This is a genomic window from Allorhizobium sp. DMC15, assembly GCF_056314065.1.
The window spans coordinates 497,338-523,663 of sequence record NZ_JBQUZB010000002.1; the positions used below are offsets into that span (position 1 = coordinate 497,338).

A 26,326-nucleotide genomic window follows, 5' to 3' on the forward strand; every position below is an offset into this window, starting at 1 on the left:
GATGTCTCAATGCAGGTTCGGTTGTGGACCCTTGCCGCCTTCGTCGACGGCAAAACCGCGCTCGAAGCGGTCGAGGCGCAACAGGCGGGCCACGGGATGGGGTTCGTTCTTGGCAATCAGATGGGCAAAGCAGAAGCCGGAAGCCGGCGTCGCCTTGAAGCCCCCGTAACACCAGCCGCAATTCAGATAGAGATTGTCGATCGGCGTGCGGTCGATGATCGGTGAACCATCCATCGACATATCCATGGCGCCACCCCAGGCGCGCAGCACGCGAACGCGGGACAGGCCGGGGATCAGCGACACGCCCTCCTCGATCGTATGCTCCACGGTCGCCAGATTGCCGCGCTGGGCATAGGACGAATAGTAGTCGATGTCGGCACCGAAGACCAAACCGCCCTTGTCGGACTGCGAGATATAGAAGTGCCCGGCGCCATAGGTGATGACGTTGTCGATGACGGGCTTGATGCCTTCCGAGACGAAGGCCTGCAGCACATGCGTCTCGATCGGGAGGTCGAGCCCGGCCATCTTGCCGGTAACAGAGGTATGGCCGGCCGTCGCCAGCGCCAGCTTGTTGCAGCCGATAAAGCCCTTGGTCGTCTCGACGCCGGTCACCTGGCCGAGTTCGTCGCGGCGGATGCCGGTCACTTCGCAATGCTGGATGAGATCGACACCGCGCTCGTCGGCACCGCGCCCGTAACCCCAGGCGACCGCGTCATGACGGGCCGTGCCGCCGCGCCGCTGCAGCAACCCGCCCAAAATCGGGAAGCGCGCATGATCGAAATTGAGATAGGGCATCATCTGGCGCACCTGCTCGCGGTCGAGCAGCTCGGCTTTCACCCCATGCATCATCATCGCATTGCCGCGCCGCGCATAGGCGTCGCGCTGGCCGTCGGAATGGAAGAGATTGACGATGCCGCGCTGGGAAACCATGGCGTTGTAGTTGAAGTCCTGCTCCAGACCTTCCCACAGCTGCATCGACAGCTCGTAGAACGGCTCGTTGCCCTCCAGCATGTAGTTCGAGCGGATGATCGTGGTGTTGCGCCCGACATTTCCGCCGCCGAGATAACCCTTCTCGATCACGGCGACATTGGTGATGCCGAATTCCTTGGCGAGATAATAGGCCGTCGAAAGGCCGTGCCCTCCCCCGCCGACGATGATGACGTCGTAATGCGGTTTCGGCTGCGGCTCGCGCCACATCGGCGCCCAGTTCCGGTTGCCGGAAAGCGCCTGGCGGAAGATCGAAAGGGCGGAATAACGCATCGAACAACCTCTGCAAATGTCGCGTCACATTCGCATAGGCGTCACAAAGAGCAAGCGCGATCAGGACAAAAACTATGCTGTTTGAGACATGGAACACAGGTTTGATCGCAGTGCAGCACGAAAGCCGCAACCCGCCTTATGCTGGTGGCAGAAGGCTTCACAAGTCTGGAAAGCCGCTCTAAATCGGTCGGGTGGACGAAGACAGAAACGTCCCGAGGAGATGCACATGCCGCCGATGACGGAAATCTTGAGCCTGTTCGAACAGGCAGCATTGTCCGTCGGACCAGTCATTCTCGAGGTCTACCGGGCGGGCGCCGAGATCCGGCTCAAGGGCGACAGGACGCCGGTGACGGAAGCCGATGAAGCCGCCGAACGCATCATCCTGTCGGCACTTTCCCGCGGCCTGCCGCAAATTCCCGTCGTCGCCGAAGAAGAGGCGGCAGCCGGCCGTTTGCCCGACATCTCCGGCGGGCGCTTCATTCTGGTCGACCCCCTGGACGGCACGCGGGAGTTCATCGGCGGCCACGACGACTTCACCGTCAACATCGCCCTGGTCGAAAACGGCGTTCCGGTCGCAGGCGTCGTGTATGCACCGGCCCTCGGTGTCGCCTATCTCGGAGCGGGTGGCGTTGCGGAGCGGCTGACCATCGGCGCCGATTTCCAGGTGGCGGCACGTTGCCCGATCCGCACGCGGCAGCGCCCGCTTCGCCCTTGCGCCCTGATCAGCCGCTCGCACAACAGCGAGGCGACCATGGCCTTCATTGACGAGGCCGGCATAGAAGAGAAGCACACAGTCGGTTCCTCGCTGAAATTCTGCCTGTTGGCGGAGGGCAAGGCCGACATCTACCCCCGCTTCGGCCGCACGATGGAGTGGGACACCGCCGCAGGAGACGCCATTCTGCGTGCCGCCGGCGGACTGACCGCGACGACGAACGGCACGCCGCTCGTCTATGGCAAGCATGTGCAGGACGACGCCCCCTTCGCCAACCCCAATTTCATCGCCTGGGCCGACCCGCACCAGCGGGGATGAATTCTCAAAATTATCCAACAAAATCAGAGATGGCGTGGCGATTTCATCCCCCGCTCCGGACACGACGTCATACTGCTCGCTGCCATCCGCTGCTGCATGTTGCAGCCGGAAACCGAGAGGAGATGCCGATGTCCGAGACAACCACACGCCTCGATCTACCGTTCATAATGCCCGCTCAGGCACAAAAACACGTCACCCACAACGAAGCCCTGCTGAGGCTCGACGCTGTCGTCCAACTCGTCGTCGAAAGCGAGGCCGGTGACCCGCCGGAAAGCCCGAGCGAGGGGCAAATCCTGTGGATCACCGATGCGGCCGGCGGCGCCTTCACCGGCCGTGCGCGGACGCTGGCCGTTCGCCAGGACGGCGCATGGACTTTCATCGCTCCGAAGATAGGCTGGATAGCCGTTTTCCGGGATAGCGCCATGGTCAAGATCTTCGACGGCAGCGACTGGCAGAGCCCTGCCCTGCCCGGCGCAGTCAGCCTCGACAGGCTTGGCATATCCGGCACTCCCGATGGCTACAATCGCCTGCTGGTCCAGTCGCCCGGCAGCCTGTTCAACCATGGCGGCGACAGTCACCGCATGTCGATCAACAAGGCATCAACCGCCGACACGGCAAGCCTGGTGTTTCAATCCAACTGGCAGGGTCGTACGGAAATGGGGCTCGCCGGCGAGGATCGCTTTTCGCTCAAGATGTATGGGGACATCACCGGTTGGCGTCCGGCGATCGGAATTTCGCCGGAAGGCTATGTGCGCCACGAACAGCGCCCGCTCGCGCGTGCGGCCCTTGCGCCAGCCACCCTCACGCCCACTTCCGGCAGCTTCACCGGCTTTGACACGCTGCATCTATCGGGCGGCGACATGGCTCTCGGCCCGGCTCTATCCTCGGGCCACGGTCGTTTTCTCGCCGTCTCCGCCTCGGGTTACTACCTGCTGGCGCTCACTGTAACGGCCGACGATGCGGCTCACGAGCTTCATGTCAGCCGCAACGGGTCAAGCGATATCGCAACCCACAGCGGAAGTGTCGGCACGTCGGGAACGTCAACGCTGGTCTGGCTGGATGCGGGCGACACGCTGGCGCTCCGTCACGCCAATGCTGCCCAATATCAGTTCGGCTACGGGCGCACTGAACTGAGCCTGTTCCTGCTTTGACCCCAGTCCACGATCAACGAGGGCGCCGAACAAGGCGGCGCCCATCCTGCGTTTTTGGCCGGAGCCCGCGTCTCAGAGCAGTCGAAACCGGCATGCGCGCGCGACAGCCTGCATGCGGTTCACCGCCTCGAGCTTGCGCATGGCACTCTTCAGGTAGCTGACCACTGTGTGGCTGGAGATGTCGAGGATAATGGCGATCTCGTCGCTGCTCTTGCCCGCAGCCGACCAGCGCAGACATTCGATTTCACGGGCCGAGAGCTTCTCCTTCGGCCCTGGCCGCGGAACGAGGCTTTCGACGCCGCCGTCGATCAGTTCCATGGCCGACAACAGCATGATCGCGATCTCCTCGCGCGCAGGCTTGGTGGGACGGCCTGAAAAAACGAGAATATACTGTGTCTGATGCCGGTCGTGCAGAGTGAAGGCGAGATGGCCAGACGGCGCATGCTGATCGAACAGAAGCGATACAGGATTGCGCGCCTCGGATGCTGCATTGCCGAGAAACAGGTTCTCCACTGAATAAATCGGCAACGCCGTCTGCTTAAGACGCTGCACCAGCAGGCTGCCGGCAAAAATCTCCGCATGCTCGTAGGCGAGCCGCAATTCATTTGCCCAGGTTGCAACAAGCAGGTTGGCGGCGAATTCCGGACTGTCCGCTTTCGGAAACCGCGTCAGCAGACAGTGCTCGAACCCATTGCTTCGGCCGAGCGAGGCAAGGTCACGCGCAAAGGAACCGGACGATCCCGCGTCATTCGTCTGCAACTCGGCATGAGCACCCAGTTCGTGGCGTCGCGCCACATCAGTCGGCCTAAACATCGAACTCCTTTCGACCGGATGAATGTCCGGCCGGGATTTGCATGTGCATGAACAAAGTATCGTTCCGATACGGAACAGCTATCAGTCGGGCCTGTCGCCGATCTTGCGGGGTAGATACCGTCAGCAAGGGGAGAAAAATTACGCCGATCGTTCGAATGAACGTCGATCAAGGCATTCTGCGGCGCATGTCGCACGAAACGGGCGACACGACTAGCCGTGAGCCCTGCATAACTCCCATGCATTTGCCGCAACTTTGCGCAGGGTAAGGTGCAAAACCGGCGAATCTCGCGCACTGGCGCAATGAGAAATTATTATCAAATGCTTACAACCTGCTTAGGCAAATTTTAAAGCATCGCTCCTAGTATGCGGATGTGTGGTCTTGAGTTTGTATAGAGAGTCCAATGACCGAAATGATCCGCCCACGAGTTAAATATGTCATCGGCCCCGATGGCAGCCCCCTGACGATTGCCGATCTTCCGCCGGCCAACACACGCCGCTGGGTGATCCGCCGCAAGGCAGAGGTTGTCGCGGCTGTGCGTGGCGGTCTGCTGAGCCTGGAAGAAGCCTGTGACCGTTATACATTGACGGTTGAGGAGTTCCTGTCCTGGCAGTCCTCGATCAACGATCACGGTCTGCCGGGCCTGCGCACCACCCGTATCCAGCAGTATCGCCATTAATCGATTTTGCGCCGCTTCCGCGGCACGCCAGTCACTTTTCAGAAAAGACCCATCCCAAAACCGGCAAGGCCCCGCCTGCCGGTTTTACTCATTGCGGCCCCCGCGCCGCACCCCGCCGTGCAAAATAGCCACGATCACGCTCGATCCCGCGTAGAACCAGAGACCTGGCTGGGTGAAGGCCTCCGCCAGCCCACTGGTCTTCGTGGCAAAAATGATGATTGCGACCAGAAGGACGTCCATCATCGACCAACGCGAAAGATGCGGCACCACCCGACCGATCCAGCCAAAATCCTCGTTGAGGTGAGCAGAGAGGCTTTCCGCCGTCACCAGGATCAGTTTGGCAAGCGGAAAGACGATGGAAAAAAGAACGACGAGAACCGACAAGGCTGCGTCACCGCCAGCCCAAAGTGTAACCACGATATCAACGAGCGAAGCGTCGGTCTTCAGCACATAGAAGCTTTCAAACCGCATGAGCGGCAGGGTCACCCCGAGAGCGAGCAAGGCCGGAGCCAGGACAAGCAGCGAGGCTTTCGACCAGATCGACAAACAAGCCCCTCCCTGCTGAACGCTGTGTCACGCGCCGATCCGTTGCCGCATCCGCAGACCAGATGTTAAGCAGAGGACAGAGTGTACAGCAACAGGAGGAACGGAGATGCAGATCACCAGCGAGGACAAGGACTCGGGCGGCCGTTATCTCGGCCATGTCGAGGGCGTCTCGGAAGCGGCGGAAATGACCTTTTCGCGTGCCTCCCCTACCCTGATCATCATCGACCACACCCAGGTGCCCGATGCGATGCGCGGCAAGGGCGTCGGTCAGGCGCTGGCCGAGCACGCGGTTGCCCAGGCCCGCGAGGGTGGATGGAAAATCATCCCGCTCTGCCCTTTCATGAAGGCACAGATGGACCGTCATCCCGACTGGGATGACGTTCGCAAGTCCTGAGCCGATCGAACGACAGATCCTCAACGCACGAAGGCGGACGCAGACAAAGCTGCGACCGCCTTTTTCATAGTCTCAATGGGCTGGAACCGTCGGTTCAGGCCCGAACACGCATCTGGCCGTCGCGCTCTTCGAGCGCTGAGGCCTTCTGGTATTCCGCTTCTGCCTCTTCCAACGCCAATTCTGCCGCTTCCTGCTGGACCTTCAGTTCCCGGATCGAGACCTGGAGATTGTCCGCGCGCTGGCGAGCCGCCTTGGCGAAGGTGGGATAGGCGAAATGATTGGGATCCGTGATGCCGGATTTTTTCTCCTCGATGCCGATCTGAGCTTCGAGCTCTTTCGCCATCCGTTCGAACTCCGCCATCATCGACTGCAACTGCTGCAATTGCCGACGCTTTTCGGTGACCTGAAAACCTTTCAGGCGAACCAGGCTCTCACGCGACTTCATACGCAATACTCCCGTGATGCGAGACCCCCCGCCACACTTGCTACTCAACACGCCGACCGCGAACCGTCCAAAAAAAGTCTGCGGCGTTAACAAAAAGCTACCCTTGGTAACCTTTCGTTTACGGGCATCGTTAATGATAAGGCGGATCACTTAAGGGTCAGTAAATGCCAGCGCCGGAAAACGGCACATGACAATGATGAGTCAAATGAATCGGTTACGGGTAAAACCTGAGGCGCAGATTCAAGTGTGGCGATGACCGAAACACATGCAAAATCATGAGGCTGAAATCTTTGCTTAATAAATTCGATACACCTTGCCAGAGGGAATCAGAATTTGTTAACCATTTGGTGGCAGCCTGCAAATCAGGCAACGACTGGATCCGTATCGCGTAGGGGGCTTCTCGACCTTTCGGCGGCGGTAAAGGGGATAAATATGCGGGTTCTACTCATTGAAGACGACAGCGCGACCGCTCAGAGCATCGAACTGATGCTCAAATCGGAAAGCTTCAACGTCTATACAACCGACCTCGGCGAAGAAGGTGTCGATCTCGGTAAGCTCTACGACTACGATATCATTCTGCTCGACCTGAACCTGCCCGACATGTCCGGCTACGAGGTGCTTCGCACGCTCCGCCTGTCGAAGGTAAAGACGCCGATCCTCATTCTCTCCGGTATGGCCGGCATCGAGGACAAGGTTCGCGGCCTCGGTTTCGGCGCCGACGACTACATGACGAAGCCCTTCCACAAGGATGAGCTCGTTGCCCGCATCCATGCGATCGTCCGTCGCTCCAAGGGTCACGCCCAGTCGATCATCATCACCGGCGAACTGATCGTCAACCTGGACGCCAAGACCGTAGAAGTCGGCGGTACGCGCGTTCACCTGACGGGCAAGGAATACCAGATGCTGGAGCTCCTCTCGCTCCGTAAGGGCACGACGCTCACCAAGGAAATGTTCCTGAACCATCTCTACGGCGGCATGGACGAACCGGAACTGAAGATCATCGACGTCTTCATCTGCAAACTCCGCAAGAAGCTCGCCAACGCTGCCGGTGGCGCCAACTACATCGAAACCGTCTGGGGCCGTGGCTATGTGCTGCGTGAGCCGGATGGCGCGGAATACATGGAAACGGCCTGATCCGTTTCCCGCATATGTTGCCGCAAAAGGCCCGCATCCAGGATGCGGGCCTTTTGAATTGCACGGCAGAATTCTGCGCACGACCAGGGCAACCCGCTCCCGGGGAACGGACAAGAAAAAGGCGGCTACCGAAACGGTGCCGCCTGTCACTTCATCTGGATCGTAACGGTAACCGCTGTCAGGCCGCCATGGCCTTGTCTCCGAACGTCGCCGTCAGAATCTGCCGGTCGAACGGCTTCAGCAGGAAGTCGTTTGCACCGGCACGCTTGCCGGCCATCATCACCTTCAGCTCTGCCTCGATCACGCAGTAATAGATCCGGACGTCCTTGCCGTTCGGAAGCGCGCGCACATTGGTGATGAGATCGAGGGCGTCGTCCATGGCCGCATCGACGATCAGAAAGTCCGGCAATTCGCGCTCGCAAAGCGCCAGAGCCTCACGGCCAGTCGCCGCGTCGGACAGCTTGAAGCCCAGTTCGGACAGGATCTTGCGACCCACCTTGCGAACCACGTCCGAGCCGTCTGCAATCATGAGGCGCTTCATGGCCAAATCCTCTCCTGCTTCCGGGCAAAAACAATGCTGCCCGCACCTTATGCCACAGCGCCTAAGGAACCGTTACCGCCTCGGGACACAACCCGTCCCGAAACGGATCAACGGCTTAGATGACCTCGGCCGTAAAGGCGATCTCGCCTTCGCTGGGCAGGCATTTCAACTCCATGCCCGCCTCGTCAGCCAGAAGCACCGTGTAGTAAGGCTGGATGGTGTGCGCATCGATCGCCTCTTCCAGATGACCCGAGAGGATTTCCTGGTATTTCGGCGGCACGCGCAGCATGCGGCCCTTGGCGACGATCTTGAACTTCGCCTCGTTCTCCGGATCCTCGAGCGTGACGTCGAGCGAACCGCCGCGCGGAATAGCACCGTAGGCGACGAGGAAGAGATTGAGCAGCAGCTTGACGCGGTTCTTGGCGATGATGGCGCGCGGACCGTTCCAGGTGACTTCCGTCTTCTTCTCGGCAGCTGCGAAGTCCCGGGCGGCCTTTTCAGCCTCGCCGGTATCGATTGACGCGCCGACCGAACCGGAGGCGCCAAACGCGAGCCGGGCGAACTTCAGCCGGACGGAGGCATTGAGAGCGCTGGTGCGGATGAGATCCATCGCGTCGGCATCCGCACCGCCTTCGTCGAGCAGCTCCAGCCCGTTGTTGATCGCACCGACCGGCGAGATCACGTCGTGGCAGACACGGCTGCACAAGAGGGCCGCGAGATCGGGACCCGCGAGCGTGAGATTGGGGTTTTTCGCCATGGTCGTCTCCAGAGAAGTGTCGTGGGTCTCGCAGCGGTCGAACATGAACACGGCCTGCGGCGTCACCGGATTCCTTGTCGGCCATAATGACACCATATTTGGTAAACCGATTATTAAGATGATGCTCGCTAGGTTTAATTACCCCCATCGGAGAAGCCGAATCCGTCGACTTCACATCAAGGAGGCTCCATGCGTCACCTGACAATCCGCTCCTTCCCGGCCATGCGCCTCTTCCTACTGGCCGTATTTGCGGTGTCTGGACTGGCAGCGGCTCCGAGACCGGTCCAGGCCGCCGGCGAATACACGATCCAGGAAGTGGTCGATGCCGGGCATGGTTTCTTCGGCGAGACCAGTGGTGCCTTGGCCAAGGTCATCGAGCAGGCCTTCGAGCAATACGGATTGCCGAACGGCTACATCTTGGGTCAGGAAGGATCCGGCGCCCTGATTGCCGGCCTCACCTACGGCGAAGGCACGCTTTACACCAAGAATGTCGGCCAGCATGACGTCTTCTGGCAGGGCCCGTCGCTCGGCATCGATTATGGCGGCAACGGCACCCGCGCCATGATGCTGGTCTACGATCTTCCCGATGTAGACACCCTTTATGCCCGTTACGGCGGCGTCAGCGGTTCCGCCTACATCGTGGCCGGCGTCGGCATGACCGTGCTGAAAAGCCGCGATGTGGTGCTGGTGCCGATCCGCACCGGCGTCGGTGCCCGCCTCGGCGTCAATGTCGGCTATCTAAAGCTGACCCGCACGCCCACATGGAATCCCTTCTGATCCGACCCGCCTGAGGAAGCTCAGGCTCACGCAAGCTGGCTCTGCTCTGTCGTTAGGCATAGTTCGAGAATCCGGTGCAGCCCCGGCGGCAATCCTTGCCGTCACGGGGCCACCATGATTAAATATGCTCTAATGCTCACATGAACGCCGTGGCCCGACCGTGATTGAATATGCGCTGATTTTCGCAATGGGATTTATGGCCGCAGCCCTTCTGGCAATGCTGCTGGCACCCGCAATCCACAGACGGGTGGTGCTCTACACCGAAAATCGCCTGAAGGCGACAATGCCGCTGAGCCCGCAGGAAATCCGTGCCCAGAAGGACATGGTGCGCGCGCTATACGCTGCTGAAAACGCCAAGACCCAGCACGCCCTGCTCAGGGAGCGCGAAGCAGGGATTGCGCTCAAACTGCAGAACGAGACGCTGTCTGCGGAAGCAGGTCGCCTGGTTGCCGAGAACAAGGATTTGAAGACTCAGATCGACGAGATGAGCACGGAGGCGGCAGACATGCGCTCCGGCCTCCGCCGCGCCGATCTCGACATGGCCACGGTTCACGAAACACTGAAGCGCGTCGAGATTGCGACAGCAGCCAAGGACGTCGAACTCGAGGACCGCGCCCACCGTATCGGCCGCCTCGTCAGCGACATCGATCACATGCGGATCGAAGCGATGAGCCGCGACACCGAGATCGACACGCTCAAAACCCGGATTCAGTTTATGCGGGACGAGCGTGAGGAGCTTCGCCGCGAAAACAAGCTTCTGGCCAAACGCGCCAAGGATGCCGAGATCCGGCTGACCCAGGAAGAACACAAGGTGCTCAGGCTGGAAGACAGCCTCGCGCGGGATGCGGCAGAGCGCGCCGATGCGAGTTCGGCTCTGGAGCGCCGTCAGCGGGAATTGGCCGACGTGAGAGCCAAGCTGAAAGCAGCCAATCTGCAGCTCAGGAATGCTCAGCGCGGCCTCAAGCAGGCGGGCCTGCCTTTGCCCGAGATCACGGATGACCCGACGATGCCCGAAGAGCAGAATTCTACCCCGCGCCTCAGCCCCGACCTTCTCGAAAACGATATCCGCCATCGGCAGACGGCATTGACAGAACGCCTGTTGAAGGCCTCGTCATCGGCGGCAGACAACGAACTGCGTGAAGAGCTGGGGGATATTGCCGCCAAGATGATCCTCCTGACCTCGATGCGCGAAAATGCAGGCGAGGGCACATCTCCCATCGGCGAATTCCTGCTGCCGACCGCCCGCGGTTCAAATGCACCGCTGAGCCTCATTGATCGAGTCCTGGCACTCGACCCCTCGGTCGGCAGATCGGCAAGCCAGCCGACACCCGCAGAATAATCGGGTTCAGCCCAACCGGCCCATCGCACGCGCGATGGCGTAGAGCGCGATTCCACTCGCCGTTCCAACATTGAGACTGTCGAGCCCCGGCGCCTGAGCGATGCGCGCCGACTGGAAGCGCCTGAGGATCGCCTCGGGCAATCCCTCGCCTTCCGTTCCCATCACAAGGGCCACGCGCCGACCCGGTGTTATCGCCCCGATCTCGACCGTTCCCGCCGGCGACAGCGCCCAGATCTCGAACCCTGAAGACGCCAGGGCGCCAAGCAGATCCTCGGCCGATCCCTGGCGGCTGTAAGGCATCGTCAAAACAGAGCCGACCGAGACCCGCAACGCCTTGCGATAGAGCGGATCGCAGCAGGTTTCGTCGAGCAGCACCGCGTCAGCGGTAAACCCGCTGGCATTGCGAAAGAGCGACCCGATATTGTCGTGATTGGATATCCCGCAGCCAACCAGTACCAGAGCATCCTCGGGCAGCGCCGCAATCCGGTCGGTGAGCGCCGGCGCAGGAAGCCGACGTCCGAGCGCGAGCACGCCCCGATGCAGGTGAAAACCGGCGATTGCGTCGAGCATTGGCGCTTCGGCCACATAGACCGGAACATCGCTTGGAAACCGCACCAGAAGATCGGAGAGACCGGCGAGCCGGTTCTTGAGGATCAGCAGCTTCTCCGCGACCACATCCCCGCCGGCAGCATGCGCCTTGGCGAGCATCGAGAGCACCACCGTGCCCTCGGCGATGAACTGTCCGTGGCGGCCCGTCAGGTCGCGTTCGCGGATGGCAGTGAATTCGGTTATCCGCGGATCGGCGGGATCAGTGATCTCGATCGTGCTCCCGCCGGCCATCAGGCTTACTTTTCCGACAGCGTTACATCGGCGATGATGCGGCCGAGCGCAAGATCGAAGATGAACGTCTTCTTGACGCCAGCCGTCTCGCCGAGGATCAGCATCTGACTTCCCGAAAGCGAGGTGGAGAGAACCCGGAACCCGGCTGGCAGATCGGCCGTCAGCGACAGTGGCTGGCCCGACGGCACGGCAAAGGGCTGTCCGACCGTCGAAGCAGGCGCCATACGTCCGTCATCGCGCGTCAGCTTGTAGCCGATCGCAACCAGCACTGCGAGGAACATCACGGCCATAATGCCGCCGGAGACCATCTGCAACTTGATCATCTTGCGGCGGACGCTTTCCATCGCCGGATCCAGCGGCTTTTCGTCTTCTTCGTCGTCGAGATGGGTCATGGTTGCGGTTCTGTCCTAAGCTTCATGGTCGTAGACCCGGCGTCCCTCACAGGGGCAACGGGAGCGAAATCATCCGGCAATCGATTGTCGAAAGCGCCGGTCTGTGCCACATGGCAGGAAAACCGGGCCGCACCGTCGGTCGAGGAAAGACGGAATGACACGATGAGCGCCCCCTTTACCGAAAGCACTGCCGCAAGAAAAGAGCTGATTGCCGACGCGGATGCCGCAGGGCGCATCGACGCCTGGCTGACGGCAGCGCTCGGGGCCGAGTTTTCCCGCAACCGCGTCAAGGCGCTGATCGAGCAAGGCGCGGTGCAGGTGAACGGCGTTCTGTTGGATTCCCCCAACCGCAAGATCAAGACCGGCGACAGCGTCGTCATCGATCTGCCGGCGCCTGAGGACCCGCAGCCGAAGGGCGAGAACATCCCGCTCGAAGTCCTCTACGAGGACAAGGACCTGATCGTCATCGCCAAGCCGCCGGGCCTCGTCGTGCATCCAGGTGCCGGCAACTGGCACGGCACGCTGGTCAATGCGCTGATCTATCATTGCGGCGACACGCTCTCCGGCATCGGCGGCGTCAAGCGCCCCGGCATCGTCCACCGCCTCGACAAGGACACGTCCGGCGTCATGGTCGTCGCCAAGAATGACATCGCCCATCGCCACCTCGCCGACCAGTTTGCCGACCATGGCCGCACGGGACCGCTGGAGCGGGCTTACCGCGCCGTCGTCTGGGGCCGCCCGCGCACGCTCGCTGGCACGATCGACGCAGCCCTTGGCCGCTCTGGCGCCGACCGCACCAAGCGCACAGTGAAACGCGAGGACACCGACGACGCCCGCGAGGCGATCACTCATTACACCGTGCTGGAACGCTACGGCGAAAAGCCTGATGCCAGTTGCCTCGCCTCGCTGGTCGAATGCCGCCTGGAAACCGGCCGCACCCACCAGATCCGCGTCCACATGGCCCATATCGGCAATCCCCTGGTCGGCGACCAGGAATATGGCGCCGCCTTCAAGACCAAGGCCAATCTATTGCCGGAAGACGCCAAGCGCGCGGTGAACAAGTTCCACCGCCAGGCGCTGCACGCCTATCTGCTTGCCTTCGAGCATCCGACCACCGGCAAGACCATGCGCTTCGAAGCGCCGATCCCAGCCGATTTGCAGAAGGTCATCGACGCCTTGAAGGCGATCTGACAGCGGCGGGCGGACCGCTTAAGCGATCGACCGGCACCGCAGCCTCCAGCGTCACCACGTGACGTGCCAGGAGAACGTGACCGATCACGGCGGCGAGAACGATGACCCCGCCGATTAGCGTGGTCGGCGAAGGCCGATCGCCCACCACCAGCCAGACCCAGAACGGCGCAAGGGGCGCATCCAGCGCTCCGATCAGCGCCGATTCCACCGGCGGCACGTCCCTCGCCCCCAAAGTCAGCAGCAGGAAACCCAGCGAAAAGGCCAGGACCCCGAACCCGAGAACCACCAGCAGGTCATGGCCAGATGCCGCAAAGGGCGCCGCAAAGGGCAATGCGAGCGCTGCACTCATCAGGCAGGAAACCACCGTACAGGGCAGCGCCGGTTTATCGGGATGACGGCGGATGAGCACCGTCCACAGCGCCACCATGGCGGTCATGGCGAAAGCCAGCAAATCGCCGAGAAGCGTGCCCTCCTCGCCACTGCCGATCATCACCACCACCCCGGCCATGGCCACGCCGCTGGCAACCAGCGCCGGCCGACCGGGTCGCTCGCCGAGCAGCAGATAGCCGAGGCCGGCGGCCAGAAACGGGCAGGTCGCGAAGATGATTGCCACATGGGCGACGGAGGTCGTGTAGAGCGCACCGATGAACAGCACGGCGCAGGCGGCCGATGTCGCACAAATCAGGAGGCCCGCCCAGCCGAGCCGGGCAAAATCCCCCACCGCCCGCCCCCGCGCCGTCCCGACGAGGCAGAGAAGCAGGAACAGCCCTGCGATCGTCCCGCGCAGAAAGAGCAGCGTCGGCCCGTCGATAGATACGAGCCGCGTCATCAGCCCCGCCGTGGACAGCGCCACCGTCGCGGCCGTGACGGCAATCAGCCCTCGCGAATAGGAGGAGATGGACATGCGGCGCACCTTCTGAAAGACATAAACTATAGCCCCTTGTAGCAGAGCCCAACTGCCACCGTGACGTCATCAGGCGACGTTACTCGACGTGTTCGATTATCCCGGATTCCGAACACACCGTCACGCTCTCGTGACGGAACGCAAATCTTGTATCGCCGTTTTGCCATACTTATCTGTCATACGGATTTCTGTGGGATAGAGAGATCCACGGAGATGGGACTCGCCGGTTTCAGGGAGTCCACGAAGAAAGAGGGGTGCTATATGGCCCGCAACAGTCTACCTTCCATCACTGCCGGTGAAGCCGGCCTCAATCGCTACCTGGACGAGATCCGCAAGTTCCCCATGCTGGAACCCCAGGAAGAATACATGCTGGCCAAGCGCTATGCCGAACACGGCGACCGCGACGCTGCCCACCGCATGGTGACGAGCCATCTGCGCCTTGTGGCGAAGATTGCCATGGGTTATCGCGGCTACGGCCTGCCGATCGGTGAAGTCGTCTCGGAGGGCAATGTCGGCCTCATGCAGGCCGTCAAGAAATTCGACCCCGAACGCGGCTTCCGCCTGGCGACCTATGCCATGTGGTGGATCAAGGCCTCGATCCAGGAATACATCCTGCGCTCTTGGTCGCTGGTGAAGATGGGCACGACCGCCAACCAGAAACGCCTGTTCTTCAACCTGCGTCGCCTCAAGGGCAAGATCCAGGCGATCGAGGAAGGCGACCTGAAGCCTGATCAGGTGGCCGAGATCGCGACCAAGTTGAACGTGTCCGAGGATGAAGTCATCTCGATGAACCGCCGCCTCTCCGGCGACGCCTCGCTGAACGCGCCCCTGCGCGCTTCGGAAGGCGAAAGCGGTCAGTGGCAGGACTGGCTGGTTGACGACCATGACAGCCAGGAAGAGGTGCTGATCGAGCAGGACGAGCTGGAAACCCGCCGCCGCATGCTGCAGCGGGCCATGAGCGTGCTGAACGAACGCGAGCGCCGCATCTTTGAGGCGCGTCGCCTGGCGGAAGATCCGGTGACGCTCGAAGAGCTCTCGGCCGAATTCGACATCAGCCGCGAACGCGTTCGCCAGATCGAAGTCCGCGCCTTCGAAAAGGTCCAGGAAGCCGTCCAGAAGGACGCGCTGGAACGGGCCAAGGCATTGAGGGTTGTCGAAGCCTGATCGACCGATCACCGTTGAAGCAGACGAGCCGTCCGGGACACCGGGCGGCTTTTTTCGTTGCGCGGCCTTAACCCGCCCCCTACTCCGCGGCGAGCTGCTGCCGTGAGAAGAGCAGAAGGCCACCGGCAAAGAGGATGACGGCCCATCCGGCCAGCACGGCACCACCGGTCAGGCCCGCGACCGGAGATCCACCGGCCAGGATCCAGTCGCGAAGCCACTGCGCCGCATAGCTCGGCAATGGCAACCGGTCCGCGTTCGCCCCCAGATAGAGCTGCAGAACCGTGGACCCGATGGCGAGCAGAAAGGCCGGGATGACACCGGCGATCATCGAGCGGAAGACGACGACCAGCACGGCGACGAGGGCCGTGAGCACAGCGAGTTCCAGAAGCGCACCGGCGAATGCGGCAACCAGCGTGACGAACGACCCCACCCGGATCACGACCCCGCCGAGCCCCTGTCCCTTGAGCACGGAAAAGAGGACGTTGAGCGCCATATCCCCCAGCACAGCCAGCAGCAGCCCGAGAGCGAGCCAGATGAGGCAGATCGCATACTTGGCGACAAAGAGCGGTATGCGGCCCTGTCGCGGCACCAGAAGCCGCCAGGTGGCGTAGCGGTATTCGAGAAAGAACACCGAGGCGATGCCGAGCGCATAGAGCAATTGCCCAAGCGAATTGCCGGAAATACTGAGGCTCTTGGCCGCCGAGAGGAAGATATCGACCTCTCCGCCACCCTGGTGTCCCATCCGCACAAAAAGAAGCCCCTCGAGGATCACCTTGAACGCCAAGGAAAGAAGCGGCACTGCCAGGAAGCCCCAGAACAGGATGGCCCGCTGGCGACCAAGCTTGAGCATTTCGGATGACAAAAGCGATCTCATCGGCCGTCCTCCCGCGTCTGCGACAGAAAGACGGTTTCCAGATCCGGTTTGACCCATTTGGCTTCGTGGATCCGCAGACCTGCGCGTGCCAAGCTCGCGATCAGATCCGGAACCTGTTCCCTCTCTATCCGCAGGTACACGCCACCATCGCCGGCCACCGCCCGCTCGCCCAGCTGTTTAAGCAGCGTCTCGGGCGTCTCGACCGACATCCAGAAACGCCCCTCCCTTTCGAGGAGATCAGCAACGGCCCCCTCTGCGACGAGACGACCGTGCTGCAGGATCGCCACCCGATCGCAGACCCGTTGCACTTCGTCGAGGAGATGGCTGGACAGAAGCACCGTTAGACCGTCTCGATGGGCGAGTTCGTCGATCAGCGCGCGCATTTCGAGAATACCATCCGGATCGAGCCCGTTGGTCGGCTCGTCGAGAATTATGGCTTCCGGTTGGCCGATCAGGGCGCAGCCGATCCCGAGCCGCTGCTTCATACCCAGCGAAAAACCGGAGACCGGTTTGTCCGCCGCCTTTTCCAGACCGATGCGCCGCAAAATGGGGTCGACGAGAGACGCCGTATCCGTGAAGCGCGACAGCATCTGCAGATGGTCGCGAGCGCTGAGGAAGGGATAGAAGCTGGGCGCTTCGATCAGCATGCCGAGACGTCGGCGATTGGAGGGGGCGGCCGCCTCTCCGAAGATCATGACATCGCCACCATCGGCCGTCAGCAGCCCCGCCAGTATGCGCAGCAGCGTACTCTTGCCGGCACCGTTCGGGCCGAGCAGTCCATAGACGGCCCCTCTCGGGACGGAAAGGCTGAGACCGTCCAGCGCCTGAACGGATGCCCCGCCCCGTCCGAACCTCTTGTCGACAGAGAGGAAGGCGATCGCGGGCTCTCCGGCCGGAGGGACGGCGGATCGTGCAGGCACGTTGTCGGCAATGGCTGTCATCGTTCTTTCCTGCCGCTCATGGGCTGCCAATGATCGCGACCGGACACGTCATTTCTATGAAGCCCATCGTGGATACCTTCGGATCCGGCCGCAAACAAAAAATCCGCCGAAATGTCTCTCGGCGGATTTCTCTAGATGAAACGCTATCGCTCAGTTGGCCGGCGCAGCGGGCGCAAGCGCCGCCCATTCGCGCATCACCTGCTGGAAGACATTGGCGCCCTGGGTGCCCTTGTCGAAGGTGAGCAGCGCCCGACGACCGTTGCGATAGGTGACGGGGATGTCGATCCAGCCCCGCGTCGAGAGCAACTCCATGTTGCGCTTCACCACATCGGCAAAATCGTTGAGCGCCACCAGATAGGTGTCATCGGTCACCTTGGCAGTGACGGCGACGAGCGGATCACCGCGATCCTGTTCCGTGCGCTTCATGGCGATGCGCTGCAGGTTGTCGATCGCGCCGCCTTCAAAATCGGCGGGAACCGAGAAAACCACTTCGATGATGTGGCTCGCCGGCAGCGAATTGTCGGTGTTGCGCTTGATGGTGACGAGTGCCGAGATACCGCGTTCGGGCACGTTGATCTTGCCCTGGATCTGCGGATCGGGCTTGCCGTCGGCACCAGTCTCGCGCACCGCTGACCAGGCGATCGAGCCCGGGACGGCAACAGGGGTCGCCTGTCCGATGCGCTCCTCATAGAGGAACAGTTTTTCGCCACCGGCAACCGGAGCCACGGTGGAAGCACCATTGGTCGGTGCCGGCCCGGCGGTCGGCGTATTCGTTGCTGCCGGCACATCCGTCGGCTCGATGGTCGAGGCAACGGTCTGGGCCGAGACGGAGCGTCCCTCTTCGGCCGTTCCGGCAGACGCAGCCCCCGCCCCTTCGTCAATCTCCGTCCCGTCGGCCTTGAGCCGCTGGGTGAACTTCTGCCCCTTTGCTGAGCCGTCTTCTGCAGGCGCCGCCGCAGGCGACGACGTGGAAGCCGCAGGTGCGGTTGTCGTGGCCGGCGCGGGGTCGGCCGGCGGGGTCGCCGTCGTAGCCGGGGTCGTTGCCGCCCCCTCGGTCGCCGTCTCCGGCTCTCCGGTCAGGCTCGCCACCATGCCGCCGATATCGTCCCGCCAGGTCCACCCGGCATAGCCGACACCGGCAATGACCAGCAGCCCGACAACCCCGAGAATGATCGGCGCAAGATTGCGGCGCTTCTTCGGCTCCAGGCGATAGGCCGGCTGGTCATAGCCCCCCATCATCCGACCGACATCATTGTCCTGATCGATACCCGGTCCCTTCGGATCGGGCGAGAAGGTCGACAGATGCGTGTCCCAGTCCTGGGTTACGGGCAGTTCTGTCGTTGCCGCTGTTCCGGCCGCCCCTGCGGGCTGCGCATCGACATTGTCGCGGAACCACTGGCTGAAATCATCGGGTTCGACCGTTGCAGCCACAGCGGGACCGGAAGCCACGGAGCCAAAGGCTTCGGGCTGGCTTTCCTCGAGACGCAGACCGGCGGGCACGGGGAAGTCCTGATCGACCTCGACGCGCGCAGGCTCATCGTAAGCCGGAAACTCGTCGGTCGGCGTATAGGACACCGCAACGGGTGCGGGATCGATCTCGGGAAGTTCGGGAACACGATTGGCAGCAGTTTCGACCGCAGGCGGAATGTCCCAGCTCGCAGCCGGAATGGTAGGAGCCGGATCGGCAGCACGGCTCTGCAGCCAGTCATCGACCGCGTCGAGGATGGCAGGCCTTGCCTCGGCGACCGGCGGCGCATGGTCGATGGCTTCAGCCGGTGCTTCGGTCGTCGCAGCAGGCAGCTCTCCGGCAAACTCGCCCCAGGCCGGCTCAGCCTTGGGGGCGGCGCCAAACTCCGGCTCGGACGCCGCAGTCCATCCGGTAAAGACCGGTTCTGCCGGCTGTGCCGGTGCAGCGTCACGGTCCGTCTCAGGCGCGGCGGCAAAAGCAGGCTCGGCACGCTCTTCAGTTTGGGCCTCGGCTTCGCGTGACGGCGTCTCGCCGAACACCTTGGCATTATACATGCCGGCATAATCGGTTTCGTCGCCGGTGATTCCGTAATCGGCATCCGACCAAACGGCCGGCGCCGGCTCGGCCGCGGGTTCGGCGCGCACGGGCGCGTCCTCGACTACATCCTCAACCACAGCCGCCTCGTGCACAGGCGCTTCCGGTTCGGGCGCGTGCTCACGCATATAGGCATCGGCCCAGTCGTCACCCGTCACACTGGGCGCCTCGGGCTGAACCGGCTCCGGCTCGCGATGAGCGGTGTCGCTCTCATCGACCACGGCATGGGCAGGCTCAGGTTCGGCCGGCTCCTCGTGTGCCGCATAGACGGGTTCGACCGCCGCCTCTGGCGGCGTTTCATTCCATGCGGGCTGCGGTTCCGGCTCAGTCTGAGGGGCAGGTTGCTCCGCAACGTCGGCAACGAAGGCGGGTTCTTGGACGTCGTCGATGGCCGGCAGGGCCTCCGCGTGTTCGGCCTCTACCTCCCGGATCGCGGCATCGAGCTTTTCCAGCTGGCGCTGCAGCATGTGCTCGGGCGGGCGCGGTGACATGTTCTCGAGCTGCCGAACGACGGCAGAACGGGCCTTTTCATAGACCCGCGCACGCATCTCCGGAGTATTGTTCGACAGGCCGTCCACGGCCCGTCGAATCACTGCGATAAAGTCAGCCATCAGCACTTTCTCTTGAAAGCCGGCCCGCCGCGCCGGCAAAAATCGTTAACCTTCAGATTAGTCTTCGAAGGGGTCCGTCACAAGTATGGTGTCGTCGCGTTCCGGACTTGTCGACAGAAGCGCGACCGGAGCACCGATCAGTTCTTCCACCTGACGGACATATTTGATCGCCTGCGCCGGCAGATCCGCCCATTTGCGGGCGCCGACGGTGGATTCCTTCCAGCCTTCGAGCGTGATGTAGATCGGCTCGACTCGAGCTTGGGCGGCCTGGGCAGCCGGCAGATAATCGATTTCCTGGCCGTCGAGCTTGTAACCGACGCAGATCTTCAGCTCATCGAGACCATCGAGAACGTCGAGTTTCGTCAGCGCGATGCCGGTGATTCCATTGGTGGCGACCGACTGGCGCACCAGCGCCGCATCGAACCAGCCGCAACGGCGCTTGCGACCCGTCACTGTACCGAACTCGTGACCCTTTTCGCCCAGGAACTGACCGATCTCGTCATGCAGTTCCGTCGGGAAAGGACCTTCGCCGACGCGCGTGGTGTAGGCCTTCGTGATGCCGAGGATGTAGCCCAGCGAACCCGGTCCCATGCCCGAACCGGCAGCGGCCTGGCCGGCAACCGTGTTCGAAGACGTGACGAAGGGATAGGTGCCATGATCGATGTCGAGCAGCGAACCCTGCGCGCCTTCGAACAGGATGCGCGAGCCCTTGCGGCGCTCCTTGTCCAGGAGCACCCAGACCGAATCCATGAAAGGCAGCACACGATCGGCGATCGAGGTCAGCTCATCCATGATCGTCTTGTGTTCGATTTCGGCCACGCCAAAGCCGCGACGCAGCGCGTTGTGATGGGTAAGGATCCGCTCGACCTTGCCTTCCAGCGCATCGAGATCGGCGAGGTCCATGACACGGATCGCGCGACGGCCGACCTTGTCTTCATAAGCCGGGCCGATGCCACGGCGGGTGGTGCCGATCTTCGTGCCGCTGTTGGAAGCTGCATCTTCGCGCATGCCGTCGAGTTCACGGTGCAGGGAGAGGATGAGCGTGGCGTTCTCGGCAATGCGCAGATTGTCAGGCGTCACTTCGACGCCCTGGTCCTTCAACCGGCCGATTTCGGCGATCAGCGCATGCGGATCAACGACGACGCCATTGCCGATCACGGCCTTCTTGCCAGGACGCACGACGCCCGATGGCAGCAGCGACAGTTTGTAGGACACGCCATCGATGACGAGCGTATGCCCGGCATTGTGTCCACCCTGGAAGCGGACCACGATGTCCGCACGTTCGGAGAGCCAGTCGACAATCTTGCCCTTGCCCTCGTCACCCCATTGCGAACCAATCACCACGACATTCGTCATCTCATAATCCTGTATATCGCGCAGCGTCTGCGCCCTACCCAAACCCGCGCATCTATACTGTGTTGTTTTTATGGAATCGACCCCTCATGACGGGCGATTTGGCTTTTTACGTGACAAAGCGTCACCCCTCGCCTATTTCCGAGGCAATTCGCGCCGCGAGGGATACGCCCTGACGTCTCCCGGAATGAGCGCAGACATGCAGGGAAGAAACGCTTTGCCGATCCGCGCCTATATCTATCTCGTCATCACAACACTGCTCTGGGGCGGCAACACCATTGCCGGCAAGCTAGCGCTCGGCCATGTCAGCCCGATGGCCCTGAGCTTCGGTCGCTGGGCGGTCGCGACGCTCGTCATTGCCTCGATTTCGGTCCCTCAGATCCGCAAGGACTGGGATCTCCTGAAAGCAAACTGGAAGCTTCTGATCTTCTACGGCGCCGTCGGCTATGCCGCATTCAACGGCTTCCTTTACACGGCGCTCAAGTATACGAGCGCCGTCAACGGCGCGATCGAACAGGGCGCCATTCCCGTCCTGATCTTCGTCATCAACTTCCTGCTCTTCCGCATCCCGGTCTCCGCAATCCAGATCCTGGGCTTCGTCATCAGCTTTGCCGGTGCAGCCGTCACGGCCTCGCACGGCAATCTGCAGACGCTTCTCACCCTCACGCTGAATTATGGCGACCTGCTGATGCTCTGCGCCGGCATCGCCTATGCGATCTACACGATATCGCTGCGCTGGAAGCCGCCGGTGCACTGGAAGAGCCTGATGGCCGTGCCAGCGCTCGCCGCAGCCCTCACCAGCCTGCCGCTTCTCTGGTGGGAAGCCAGCGAAGGCCAGATGATTCTGCCCGACGCACGCGGCTGGCTCATCATTCTCTATTGCGGCTTCTTCCCCTCGCTGATCTCGCAGATCCTTTACATCAAGGGTGTCGAGGGAATCGGCGCCAACCGCGCCGGTCTCTTCATCAACCTCGTGCCCGTCTTCGGCACGCTGCTGTCGATCACCCTTCTCGGAGAGACCCTCGAATATTTCCACATCCTGGCGCTCGCCCTCGTCCTCGGCGGCATCGCGATTGCCGAATGGGGCAAGCCGCGCGATCCGCTGAAAGCCTCAGCCTAGCCGACGGACAGGATCTGCACCTCGCCGTCTGCGAGCCGCGCGGCAGTCAACCGCCCCATCTTGTAGCAATGGGTATCGAGGCTGACGCGGTTCGCTCCGACAAAGGCCTCGCGCATCGGCGTATGGCCATGGAAGACGCGCACGGGCAAGCCCGGTCCGAGATCGATGAAGGACCGCCGGATCCACAACAGGTCCTCGTCCTCCTGCTCGGCGAGCGGTCGTCCCGGCCGGATGCCGGCATGGACGAAGACGTCGTCGCCAATGGTCAGCAGCACCGGCAGGGCCTGCAGGAAGTCGACATGGCTTGCCGGGATAGCCGCGCGCACCGACTGCCGCAGCGCAAAGTTTGATCCTGTGAACGGCCCATGGGCCTCGATATCCATGCCATATGACTGCAGCGTGGCATCCGCCCCGTGCTCCAGATACCAGTCTCCGGCCGGATCGCCCTTGAGATAATCGAGAAAGGCATCGTCGTGATTGCCACGCAGGCAGATACGGTCGAAACCGACCGGCGGCGCGGCGTTGAGGTGGTAAAGGACGGCCGCAGACTGCGGGCCACGATCCACATAATCCCCCAACATCACGATCAGCTTGCGCCCTTCGCGCAGGCTTGCATCCTCGCGGATCTTGTCTTCCAGCGCCAGCAGAGGGTCGAGGCAGCCATGCACGTCGCCGATCGCATAGATCGCGGAGTAGGTCCCAGGCTCGATCTCGATCCTCGGCTTTAAGCCATCCCCGCCCAGATCGTGTTTATCCACTCCGCCGTTCCCTGGAGCCCATATGTGATGTGCAGCCATCATGCGCCGGCGCCGGTCGCCGCCGCAATCTCTTTCCACGATCTCGGGAGTGGAACGCGCACCCAAAAAGGCAGCGGCCTGCACTGATTATGATGCTTTTCGAAGCCTGCCGTTTTGCCCTATCGGTCGATGAAACGAGACAAAGAGGTACGGCAATGGCGAAACCCTTCTTCTGGAACGAACTGGTGACGACGGACTTCGCCGCCCTTTCCGCCGACACCACGATCGCCGTCCTGCCCATCGCCTCGACCGAGCAGCACGGTCCTCATCTGCCCATCGCAACCGATGTGGCCATTGCCAATGGCATGCTGGCGGAACTGAAGGTGCAGCGGCCCGACGACCTGGACTTTCTCGTCCTGCCGACCCAGGAAATCGGCAAGGCCAATGAACACGTCTACGGCCCCGGCAGTCTGTCCTTCGGCCCGGAAATCCTAATCCCCGCATGGACGGCGATCGGTACGAAGGTTGCAGAAGCCGGCATTCGCAAGCTGGTCATCGTCAATTCCCATGGCGGCAATGTCGATGTCATGAGCATCGTCGCCCGCGAACTGCGCGTTCGCCACCAGATGGTGGTTGTCTCCACCCAATGGGGCCGCTTCGGAAATCCGGACGGCATGATCTCCGAGCATGAAAGCCGCTATGGCATCCATGGCGGCGAGGTCGAGACCTCGCTGATGCTGCATTTCCGCCCCGAGCTGGTGCGCATGGACAAGGCTCAGAACTTCGTCTCGAAGGCCGAGGAGATGCGGGCGAACTCGAAATACCTGACGCCGCTCCCGCCGCACTCGCTCGCCTGGATTGCCCACGACCTCAACCCGAATGGCGTGGTCGGCGACGCCTCCAAGGGCACGGCGGAAAAGGGTGAAGCGATCTGCAAACATCAGGTCGCCGGCTTCATCGAGCTGTTGCGCGACGTCGCCGCCTATCCCCTGTCAAACCTCTACACACCCGGCTGAGAAACGATCGCCTCACGCGCCGCCGCGAATGCTTTCAGGAATATGCCCCCGATCTTTGAGATCCTGAACCAGAACGATCAGTTCCTGCAGCAGGTATTCGATGAACAGGCTGGTGGCGGAATCGAGTGTCGCCCGCGCCCGGGCAAAGAGTTTCATCGGCTGATGCCGAACATGCGCGTCGGTCAGCGGCCGGAACACCAACTCGCCGCGCCGACATTCGGCCAGCGCATCGAGCGGGTTGAGCAGCGTCAACCCCGTCCCGGACTTGACCAGTTGCTTCATCAGTTCGGATGAGTTCGTCTCGACGACGGGTTCGACCGGCAGCGGCAGTGGTGCGAGCGCCAAGTCGATAATGTTGCGCAGGCTGGTGCCCGATTGTGCCAGGACCAACGGCTCCTGCACCACCTCGACCAGATCGACCGGCCCCTCCTCCTGCGCCAGCCGATGCCCGGGCGGCAGCACCACGCCGACGGGCACGTCGAAATTGGCGAGCGTCCGGATGCCCGGCGTTGCCGGAATGTTGAAACCGAGGCCGACATCGACCTCACCTGTCAGCACCGGATTGATCGTCGTCACCCCGCCATCGCTGCGCAGCTTGATCTGCACCCGCGAATGTTTGGCGATAAAGCCGGCCAGGATCGCCGGCAGTGGGCCGGAGGCCAGACCGACGGTGGTCACCAGCGAGACCTTGCCGATCTGCGGCGTCTTGAGACCTCTGAGGCGCCCCTCGAGCCGCTCGTAGTTCTTCAGAACTTCGCGGATATGCTCGACGCAGAGCTCGCCCGCAGCCGTCAGGCGCAGCCCCTTGGGGAGCCGCTCGAAGATCGGAGCACCCAGCTCTTCCTCAAGCGCCAGAATCTGGCGATTGACTGCCGACGACGCAACATTCAGCCGCGCCGCCGCCTTGCGGATCGAGCCGCATCGAACGATTTCGTTGATATAGACGAGCTTTCTGGAGTGCAGCACGGGACCTCCGTTGCGCAAAAATTAGTCATGCCGCATCACTATGCATCAAACTTTGGAGCAGTGCAAAAAAAGCATCAATGCGGACGAATTTTGATGCTTTTCAAGACGCAATCGGACCGATCAAATGACCAAAAAGGGAGCCCGAAAACGGGTCCTGCAACGAACAGGGGAACGATCAATGCGCGACATGCTCACCAAGACCAGCCTCTTTGCCCTGATGGGCCTTGCAGCATCGCTGGCCTCCACGTCCTCGGCTCTGGCCCTTGACGAAGTCACCTATGGCACCAACTGGCTGGCCCAGGCCGAACATGGCGGTTTCTACCAGGCCGTTGCCGATGGCACCTATGAAAAATACGGCCTGAAGGTCACCGTGGTCCAGGGCGGCCCGCAGGCCGCAAACCGCTCGCTCTTGATCGCTGGCAAGGTCGATTTCTACATGGGAAGCCCGCTCGGCGAGATGGACGCCGTCAAGGAAGGCATTCCTCTGGTCGATGTCGCGGCGATCTTCCAGAAGGATCCGCAGGTTCTGCTCGCCCATCCTGATCAGGGCATCGAGAAATTTGCCGACCTCGCCAAACTCGACACGATCTTCATGGGCAAGGACGGCTACGTTACCTATTACGAGTGGATGAAGAAGAACTTCGAGGGCTTCACCGACGAGAAGTACAAGCCCTACACCTTCAACCCGGCCCCCTTCATTGCCGATCCGAAGTCCGCACAGCAGGGTTATCTCACGTCTGAACCCTATGAGATCGAGAAGCAGGCCGGTTGGGCGCCAAAAGTCTTCCTGCTCGCCGACAACGGTTACAACCCCTACTCGACGATGATCACCACCACAGCGACCATGATCGAGAGCAAGCCGGATGTCGTACAGCGCTTTGTCGATGCCTCGATCGAAGGCTGGTACAACTATCTCTACGGCGACAACAAGGCCGCCAACGACCTCATCAAGAAGGATAATCCGGAAATGACGGATGGTCAGATCGAGTATTCGATCAAGAAGATGAAGGAATATGGCATCGTCGAATCCGCCGAGGCGCTCGACAAGGGCATCGGCTGCATGACCGACGACAAATACAAGGCCTTCTTCGACGCCATGGTCCAGATCGGCGTCCAGCCGGCCGACCTTGACTTCAAGAAGGCCTACACCACCCAATTCGTCTGCAAGGGCGTGGGTCTGGCCCTGAAAAAGTAGTCGCCACCTCCCCCTTGAGGGGGGAGGTCGCAGCGAAGCTGCGGGTGGGGGTGATCGCCGTCAACTGACAGTAAAACCCCTCCTAAACCCTCCCCA

At 61.8% G+C, this 26,326-nt stretch carries 27 protein-coding genes; 12 read left to right on the forward strand and 15 right to left on the reverse strand.

Annotation, left to right across the window (positions count from 1 at the left end):
* Positions 1–6 precede the first annotated feature (6 nt).
* A complete protein-coding gene (locus ACT53S_RS10970; protein ID WP_476066998.1) occupies positions 7–1,260 on the reverse strand; it encodes a sarcosine oxidase subunit beta family protein in 1,254 nt (417 codons plus the stop codon).
* 235 nt (positions 1,261–1,495) lie between these two features.
* On the opposite strand from ACT53S_RS10970, the gene cysQ reads away from it, so the two are divergent.
* Both cysQ and ACT53S_RS10980 read left to right on the forward strand, forming a co-directional pair.
* Positions 1,496–2,290, forward strand: a complete 795-nt coding sequence (gene cysQ / locus ACT53S_RS10975; protein ID WP_476067472.1) for a 3'(2'),5'-bisphosphate nucleotidase CysQ — start codon at positions 1,496–1,498, stop codon at positions 2,288–2,290.
* Positions 2,291–2,418: 128 nt separating this feature from the next.
* Complete coding sequence (locus tag ACT53S_RS10980) at positions 2,419–3,441, forward strand: DUF2793 domain-containing protein (RefSeq protein WP_476066999.1); 1,023 nt, start codon at positions 2,419–2,421, stop codon at positions 3,439–3,441.
* A 72-nt stretch (positions 3,442–3,513) separates the two neighbouring features.
* On the opposite strand, the gene ACT53S_RS10985 is transcribed toward ACT53S_RS10980, so the two are convergent.
* Positions 3,514–4,254, reverse strand: a complete 741-nt coding sequence (locus ACT53S_RS10985) for a helix-turn-helix transcriptional regulator (RefSeq protein WP_476067000.1) — start codon at positions 4,252–4,254, stop codon at positions 3,514–3,516.
* Between the two features lie 401 nt (positions 4,255–4,655).
* On the opposite strand from ACT53S_RS10985, the gene sciP reads away from it, so the two are divergent.
* Positions 4,656–4,931, forward strand: a complete 276-nt coding sequence (gene sciP / locus ACT53S_RS10990; RefSeq protein ID WP_110791849.1) for a CtrA inhibitor SciP — start codon at positions 4,656–4,658, stop codon at positions 4,929–4,931.
* 84 nt (positions 4,932–5,015) lie between these two features.
* On the opposite strand, the gene ACT53S_RS10995 is transcribed toward sciP, so the two are convergent.
* Entirely contained in the window at positions 5,016–5,477 is a 462-nt protein-coding gene (locus ACT53S_RS10995; protein ID WP_476067001.1) for a paraquat-inducible protein A, read from the reverse strand.
* Positions 5,478–5,583: 106 nt separating this feature from the next.
* On the opposite strand from ACT53S_RS10995, the gene ACT53S_RS11000 reads away from it, so the two are divergent.
* On the forward strand, positions 5,584–5,871 hold the full coding sequence (locus ACT53S_RS11000; protein ID WP_476067002.1) for a GNAT family N-acetyltransferase: 288 nt from the start codon (positions 5,584–5,586) through the stop codon (positions 5,869–5,871).
* A gap of 94 nt (positions 5,872–5,965) precedes the next feature.
* On the opposite strand, the gene ACT53S_RS11005 is transcribed toward ACT53S_RS11000, so the two are convergent.
* Positions 5,966–6,316 carry a flagellar export protein FliJ gene (locus ACT53S_RS11005; RefSeq protein WP_062279749.1) on the reverse strand — a complete coding sequence of 117 codons (351 nt, stop codon included), beginning with the start codon at positions 6,314–6,316 and terminating at the stop codon, positions 5,966–5,968.
* Between the two features lie 432 nt (positions 6,317–6,748).
* Here ACT53S_RS11005 and ctrA point away from each other — a divergent pair, with 432 nt between their 5' ends.
* Positions 6,749–7,450: a response regulator transcription factor CtrA gene (gene ctrA / locus ACT53S_RS11010; protein WP_110791846.1), complete on the forward strand. Its 702-nt coding sequence runs from the start codon at positions 6,749–6,751 to the stop codon at positions 7,448–7,450.
* Between the two features lie 178 nt (positions 7,451–7,628).
* On the opposite strand, the gene ACT53S_RS11015 is transcribed toward ctrA, so the two are convergent.
* Positions 7,629–7,991 carry a response regulator gene (locus ACT53S_RS11015; protein WP_113378989.1) on the reverse strand — a complete coding sequence of 121 codons (363 nt, stop codon included), beginning with the start codon at positions 7,989–7,991 and terminating at the stop codon, positions 7,629–7,631.
* A 115-nt stretch (positions 7,992–8,106) separates the two neighbouring features.
* Positions 8,107–8,748: a histidine phosphotransferase ChpT gene (gene chpT, locus ACT53S_RS11020; protein ID WP_113379040.1), complete on the reverse strand. Its 642-nt coding sequence runs from the start codon at positions 8,746–8,748 to the stop codon at positions 8,107–8,109.
* 189 nt (positions 8,749–8,937) lie between these two features.
* On the opposite strand from chpT, the gene ACT53S_RS11025 reads away from it, so the two are divergent.
* Both ACT53S_RS11025 and ACT53S_RS11030 read left to right on the forward strand, forming a co-directional pair.
* The gene (locus ACT53S_RS11025) at positions 8,938–9,525 is read left to right on the forward strand and encodes an EipA family protein (RefSeq protein ID WP_113378988.1); all 588 of its coding nucleotides are present in this window, start codon (positions 8,938–8,940) and stop codon (positions 9,523–9,525) included.
* 187 nt (positions 9,526–9,712) lie between these two features.
* Entirely contained in the window at positions 9,713–10,864 is a 1,152-nt protein-coding gene (locus tag ACT53S_RS11030; RefSeq protein WP_476067003.1) for a hypothetical protein, read from the forward strand.
* A 6-nt stretch (positions 10,865–10,870) separates the two neighbouring features.
* On the opposite strand, the gene ACT53S_RS11035 is transcribed toward ACT53S_RS11030, so the two are convergent.
* Both ACT53S_RS11035 and ACT53S_RS11040 read right to left on the reverse strand, forming a co-directional pair.
* Positions 10,871–11,704, reverse strand: coding sequence for a TrmH family RNA methyltransferase (locus tag ACT53S_RS11035; protein WP_476067004.1), 834 nt, complete (start codon positions 11,702–11,704; stop codon positions 10,871–10,873).
* 5 nt (positions 11,705–11,709) lie between these two features.
* Positions 11,710–12,096 carry a hypothetical protein gene (locus ACT53S_RS11040; protein ID WP_476067005.1) on the reverse strand — a complete coding sequence of 129 codons (387 nt, stop codon included), beginning with the start codon at positions 12,094–12,096 and terminating at the stop codon, positions 11,710–11,712.
* 162 nt (positions 12,097–12,258) lie between these two features.
* On the opposite strand from ACT53S_RS11040, the gene ACT53S_RS11045 reads away from it, so the two are divergent.
* A complete protein-coding gene (locus ACT53S_RS11045) occupies positions 12,259–13,287 on the forward strand; it encodes an RluA family pseudouridine synthase (protein WP_476067006.1) in 1,029 nt (342 codons plus the stop codon).
* Here the strand turns inward: ACT53S_RS11045 and ACT53S_RS11050 are convergent.
* Positions 13,262–14,191, reverse strand: a complete 930-nt coding sequence (locus tag ACT53S_RS11050; protein ID WP_476067007.1) for a DMT family transporter — start codon at positions 14,189–14,191, stop codon at positions 13,262–13,264. The genes ACT53S_RS11045 and ACT53S_RS11050 overlap by 26 nt on opposite strands.
* A gap of 261 nt (positions 14,192–14,452) precedes the next feature.
* On the opposite strand from ACT53S_RS11050, the gene rpoH reads away from it, so the two are divergent.
* Entirely contained in the window at positions 14,453–15,355 is a 903-nt protein-coding gene (gene rpoH / locus ACT53S_RS11055) for an RNA polymerase sigma factor RpoH (protein WP_113378983.1), read from the forward strand.
* A gap of 79 nt (positions 15,356–15,434) precedes the next feature.
* On the opposite strand, the gene ACT53S_RS11060 is transcribed toward rpoH, so the two are convergent.
* From ACT53S_RS11060 to ACT53S_RS11075, 4 genes are all read right to left on the reverse strand, one after another.
* Positions 15,435–16,229, reverse strand: a complete 795-nt coding sequence (locus ACT53S_RS11060; RefSeq protein ID WP_476067008.1) for an ABC transporter permease — start codon at positions 16,227–16,229, stop codon at positions 15,435–15,437.
* Positions 16,226–17,170 carry an ABC transporter ATP-binding protein gene (locus ACT53S_RS11065; RefSeq protein WP_476067009.1) on the reverse strand — a complete coding sequence of 315 codons (945 nt, stop codon included), beginning with the start codon at positions 17,168–17,170 and terminating at the stop codon, positions 16,226–16,228. Before ACT53S_RS11065 ends, ACT53S_RS11060 begins: the two co-directional genes overlap by 4 nt.
* A gap of 150 nt (positions 17,171–17,320) precedes the next feature.
* Positions 17,321–19,843, reverse strand: a complete 2,523-nt coding sequence (locus ACT53S_RS11070) for a DNA polymerase III subunit gamma/tau domain-containing protein (RefSeq protein ID WP_476067010.1) — start codon at positions 19,841–19,843, stop codon at positions 17,321–17,323.
* Between the two features lie 57 nt (positions 19,844–19,900).
* Positions 19,901–21,199 (reverse strand): adenylosuccinate synthase, encoded by a 1,299-nt coding sequence (locus tag ACT53S_RS11075; RefSeq protein ID WP_113378979.1) that lies wholly within the window; start codon positions 21,197–21,199, stop codon positions 19,901–19,903.
* 214 nt (positions 21,200–21,413) lie between these two features.
* Here ACT53S_RS11075 and ACT53S_RS11080 point away from each other — a divergent pair, with 214 nt between their 5' ends.
* Positions 21,414–22,316, forward strand: a complete 903-nt coding sequence (locus ACT53S_RS11080; protein ID WP_113379038.1) for a DMT family transporter — start codon at positions 21,414–21,416, stop codon at positions 22,314–22,316.
* Here ACT53S_RS11080 and ACT53S_RS11085 read toward each other — a convergent pair.
* On the reverse strand, positions 22,313–23,074 hold the full coding sequence (locus ACT53S_RS11085; RefSeq protein WP_476067011.1) for a metallophosphoesterase family protein: 762 nt from the start codon (positions 23,072–23,074) through the stop codon (positions 22,313–22,315). The genes ACT53S_RS11080 and ACT53S_RS11085 overlap by 4 nt on opposite strands.
* 194 nt (positions 23,075–23,268) lie before the next feature.
* Here ACT53S_RS11085 and ACT53S_RS11090 point away from each other — a divergent pair, with 194 nt between their 5' ends.
* Positions 23,269–24,069 (forward strand): creatininase family protein, encoded by an 801-nt coding sequence (locus ACT53S_RS11090; protein WP_476067012.1) that lies wholly within the window; start codon positions 23,269–23,271, stop codon positions 24,067–24,069.
* A 12-nt stretch (positions 24,070–24,081) separates the two neighbouring features.
* Here ACT53S_RS11090 and ACT53S_RS11095 read toward each other — a convergent pair whose 3' ends face one another.
* Positions 24,082–25,035, reverse strand: a complete 954-nt coding sequence (locus ACT53S_RS11095; protein WP_476067013.1) for a LysR family transcriptional regulator — start codon at positions 25,033–25,035, stop codon at positions 24,082–24,084.
* Positions 25,036–25,213: 178 nt separating this feature from the next.
* On the opposite strand from ACT53S_RS11095, the gene ACT53S_RS11100 reads away from it, so the two are divergent.
* Entirely contained in the window at positions 25,214–26,230 is a 1,017-nt protein-coding gene (locus ACT53S_RS11100; RefSeq protein ID WP_476067014.1) for an ABC transporter substrate-binding protein, read from the forward strand.
* Positions 26,231–26,326 lie beyond the last annotated feature (96 nt).

What these genes read in the sequence shown, in the direction of transcription:
- ACT53S_RS10970 (WP_476066998.1), bottom strand. Translation starts at nt 1,260, where the DNA reads ATGCGTTATTCCGCCCTTTCGATCTTCCGCCAGGCGCTTTCCGGCAAC.
- cysQ (WP_476067472.1), top strand. Translation starts at nt 1,496, where the DNA reads ATGACGGAAATCTTGAGCCTGTTCGAACAGGCAGCATTGTCCGTCGGA.
- ACT53S_RS10980 (WP_476066999.1), top strand. Translation starts at nt 2,419, where the DNA reads ATGTCCGAGACAACCACACGCCTCGATCTACCGTTCATAATGCCCGCT.
- ACT53S_RS10985 (WP_476067000.1), bottom strand. Translation starts at nt 4,254, where the DNA reads ATGTTTAGGCCGACTGATGTGGCGCGACGCCACGAACTGGGTGCTCAT.
- sciP (WP_110791849.1), top strand. Translation starts at nt 4,656, where the DNA reads ATGACCGAAATGATCCGCCCACGAGTTAAATATGTCATCGGCCCCGAT.
- ACT53S_RS11000 (WP_476067002.1), top strand. Translation starts at nt 5,584, where the DNA reads ATGCAGATCACCAGCGAGGACAAGGACTCGGGCGGCCGTTATCTCGGC.
- ACT53S_RS11005 (WP_062279749.1), bottom strand. Translation starts at nt 6,316, where the DNA reads ATGAAGTCGCGTGAGAGCCTGGTTCGCCTGAAAGGTTTTCAGGTCACC.
- ctrA (WP_110791846.1), top strand. Translation starts at nt 6,749, where the DNA reads ATGCGGGTTCTACTCATTGAAGACGACAGCGCGACCGCTCAGAGCATC.
- ACT53S_RS11015 (WP_113378989.1), bottom strand. Translation starts at nt 7,991, where the DNA reads ATGAAGCGCCTCATGATTGCAGACGGCTCGGACGTGGTTCGCAAGGTG.
- chpT (WP_113379040.1), bottom strand. Translation starts at nt 8,748, where the DNA reads ATGGCGAAAAACCCCAATCTCACGCTCGCGGGTCCCGATCTCGCGGCC.
- ACT53S_RS11025 (WP_113378988.1), top strand. Translation starts at nt 8,938, where the DNA reads ATGCGTCACCTGACAATCCGCTCCTTCCCGGCCATGCGCCTCTTCCTA.
- ACT53S_RS11030 (WP_476067003.1), top strand. Translation starts at nt 9,713, where the DNA reads ATGGGATTTATGGCCGCAGCCCTTCTGGCAATGCTGCTGGCACCCGCA.
- ACT53S_RS11035 (WP_476067004.1), bottom strand. Translation starts at nt 11,704, where the DNA reads ATGGCCGGCGGGAGCACGATCGAGATCACTGATCCCGCCGATCCGCGG.
- ACT53S_RS11040 (WP_476067005.1), bottom strand. Translation starts at nt 12,096, where the DNA reads ATGACCCATCTCGACGACGAAGAAGACGAAAAGCCGCTGGATCCGGCG.
- ACT53S_RS11045 (WP_476067006.1), top strand. Translation starts at nt 12,259, where the DNA reads ATGAGCGCCCCCTTTACCGAAAGCACTGCCGCAAGAAAAGAGCTGATT.
- ACT53S_RS11050 (WP_476067007.1), bottom strand. Translation starts at nt 14,191, where the DNA reads ATGTCCATCTCCTCCTATTCGCGAGGGCTGATTGCCGTCACGGCCGCG.
- rpoH (WP_113378983.1), top strand. Translation starts at nt 14,453, where the DNA reads ATGGCCCGCAACAGTCTACCTTCCATCACTGCCGGTGAAGCCGGCCTC.
- ACT53S_RS11060 (WP_476067008.1), bottom strand. Translation starts at nt 16,229, where the DNA reads ATGAGATCGCTTTTGTCATCCGAAATGCTCAAGCTTGGTCGCCAGCGG.
- ACT53S_RS11065 (WP_476067009.1), bottom strand. Translation starts at nt 17,170, where the DNA reads ATGACAGCCATTGCCGACAACGTGCCTGCACGATCCGCCGTCCCTCCG.
- ACT53S_RS11070 (WP_476067010.1), bottom strand. Translation starts at nt 19,843, where the DNA reads ATGGCTGACTTTATCGCAGTGATTCGACGGGCCGTGGACGGCCTGTCG.
- ACT53S_RS11075 (WP_113378979.1), bottom strand. Translation starts at nt 21,199, where the DNA reads ATGACGAATGTCGTGGTGATTGGTTCGCAATGGGGTGACGAGGGCAAG.
- ACT53S_RS11090 (WP_476067012.1), top strand. Translation starts at nt 23,269, where the DNA reads ATGGCGAAACCCTTCTTCTGGAACGAACTGGTGACGACGGACTTCGCC.
- ACT53S_RS11100 (WP_476067014.1), top strand. Translation starts at nt 25,214, where the DNA reads ATGCGCGACATGCTCACCAAGACCAGCCTCTTTGCCCTGATGGGCCTT.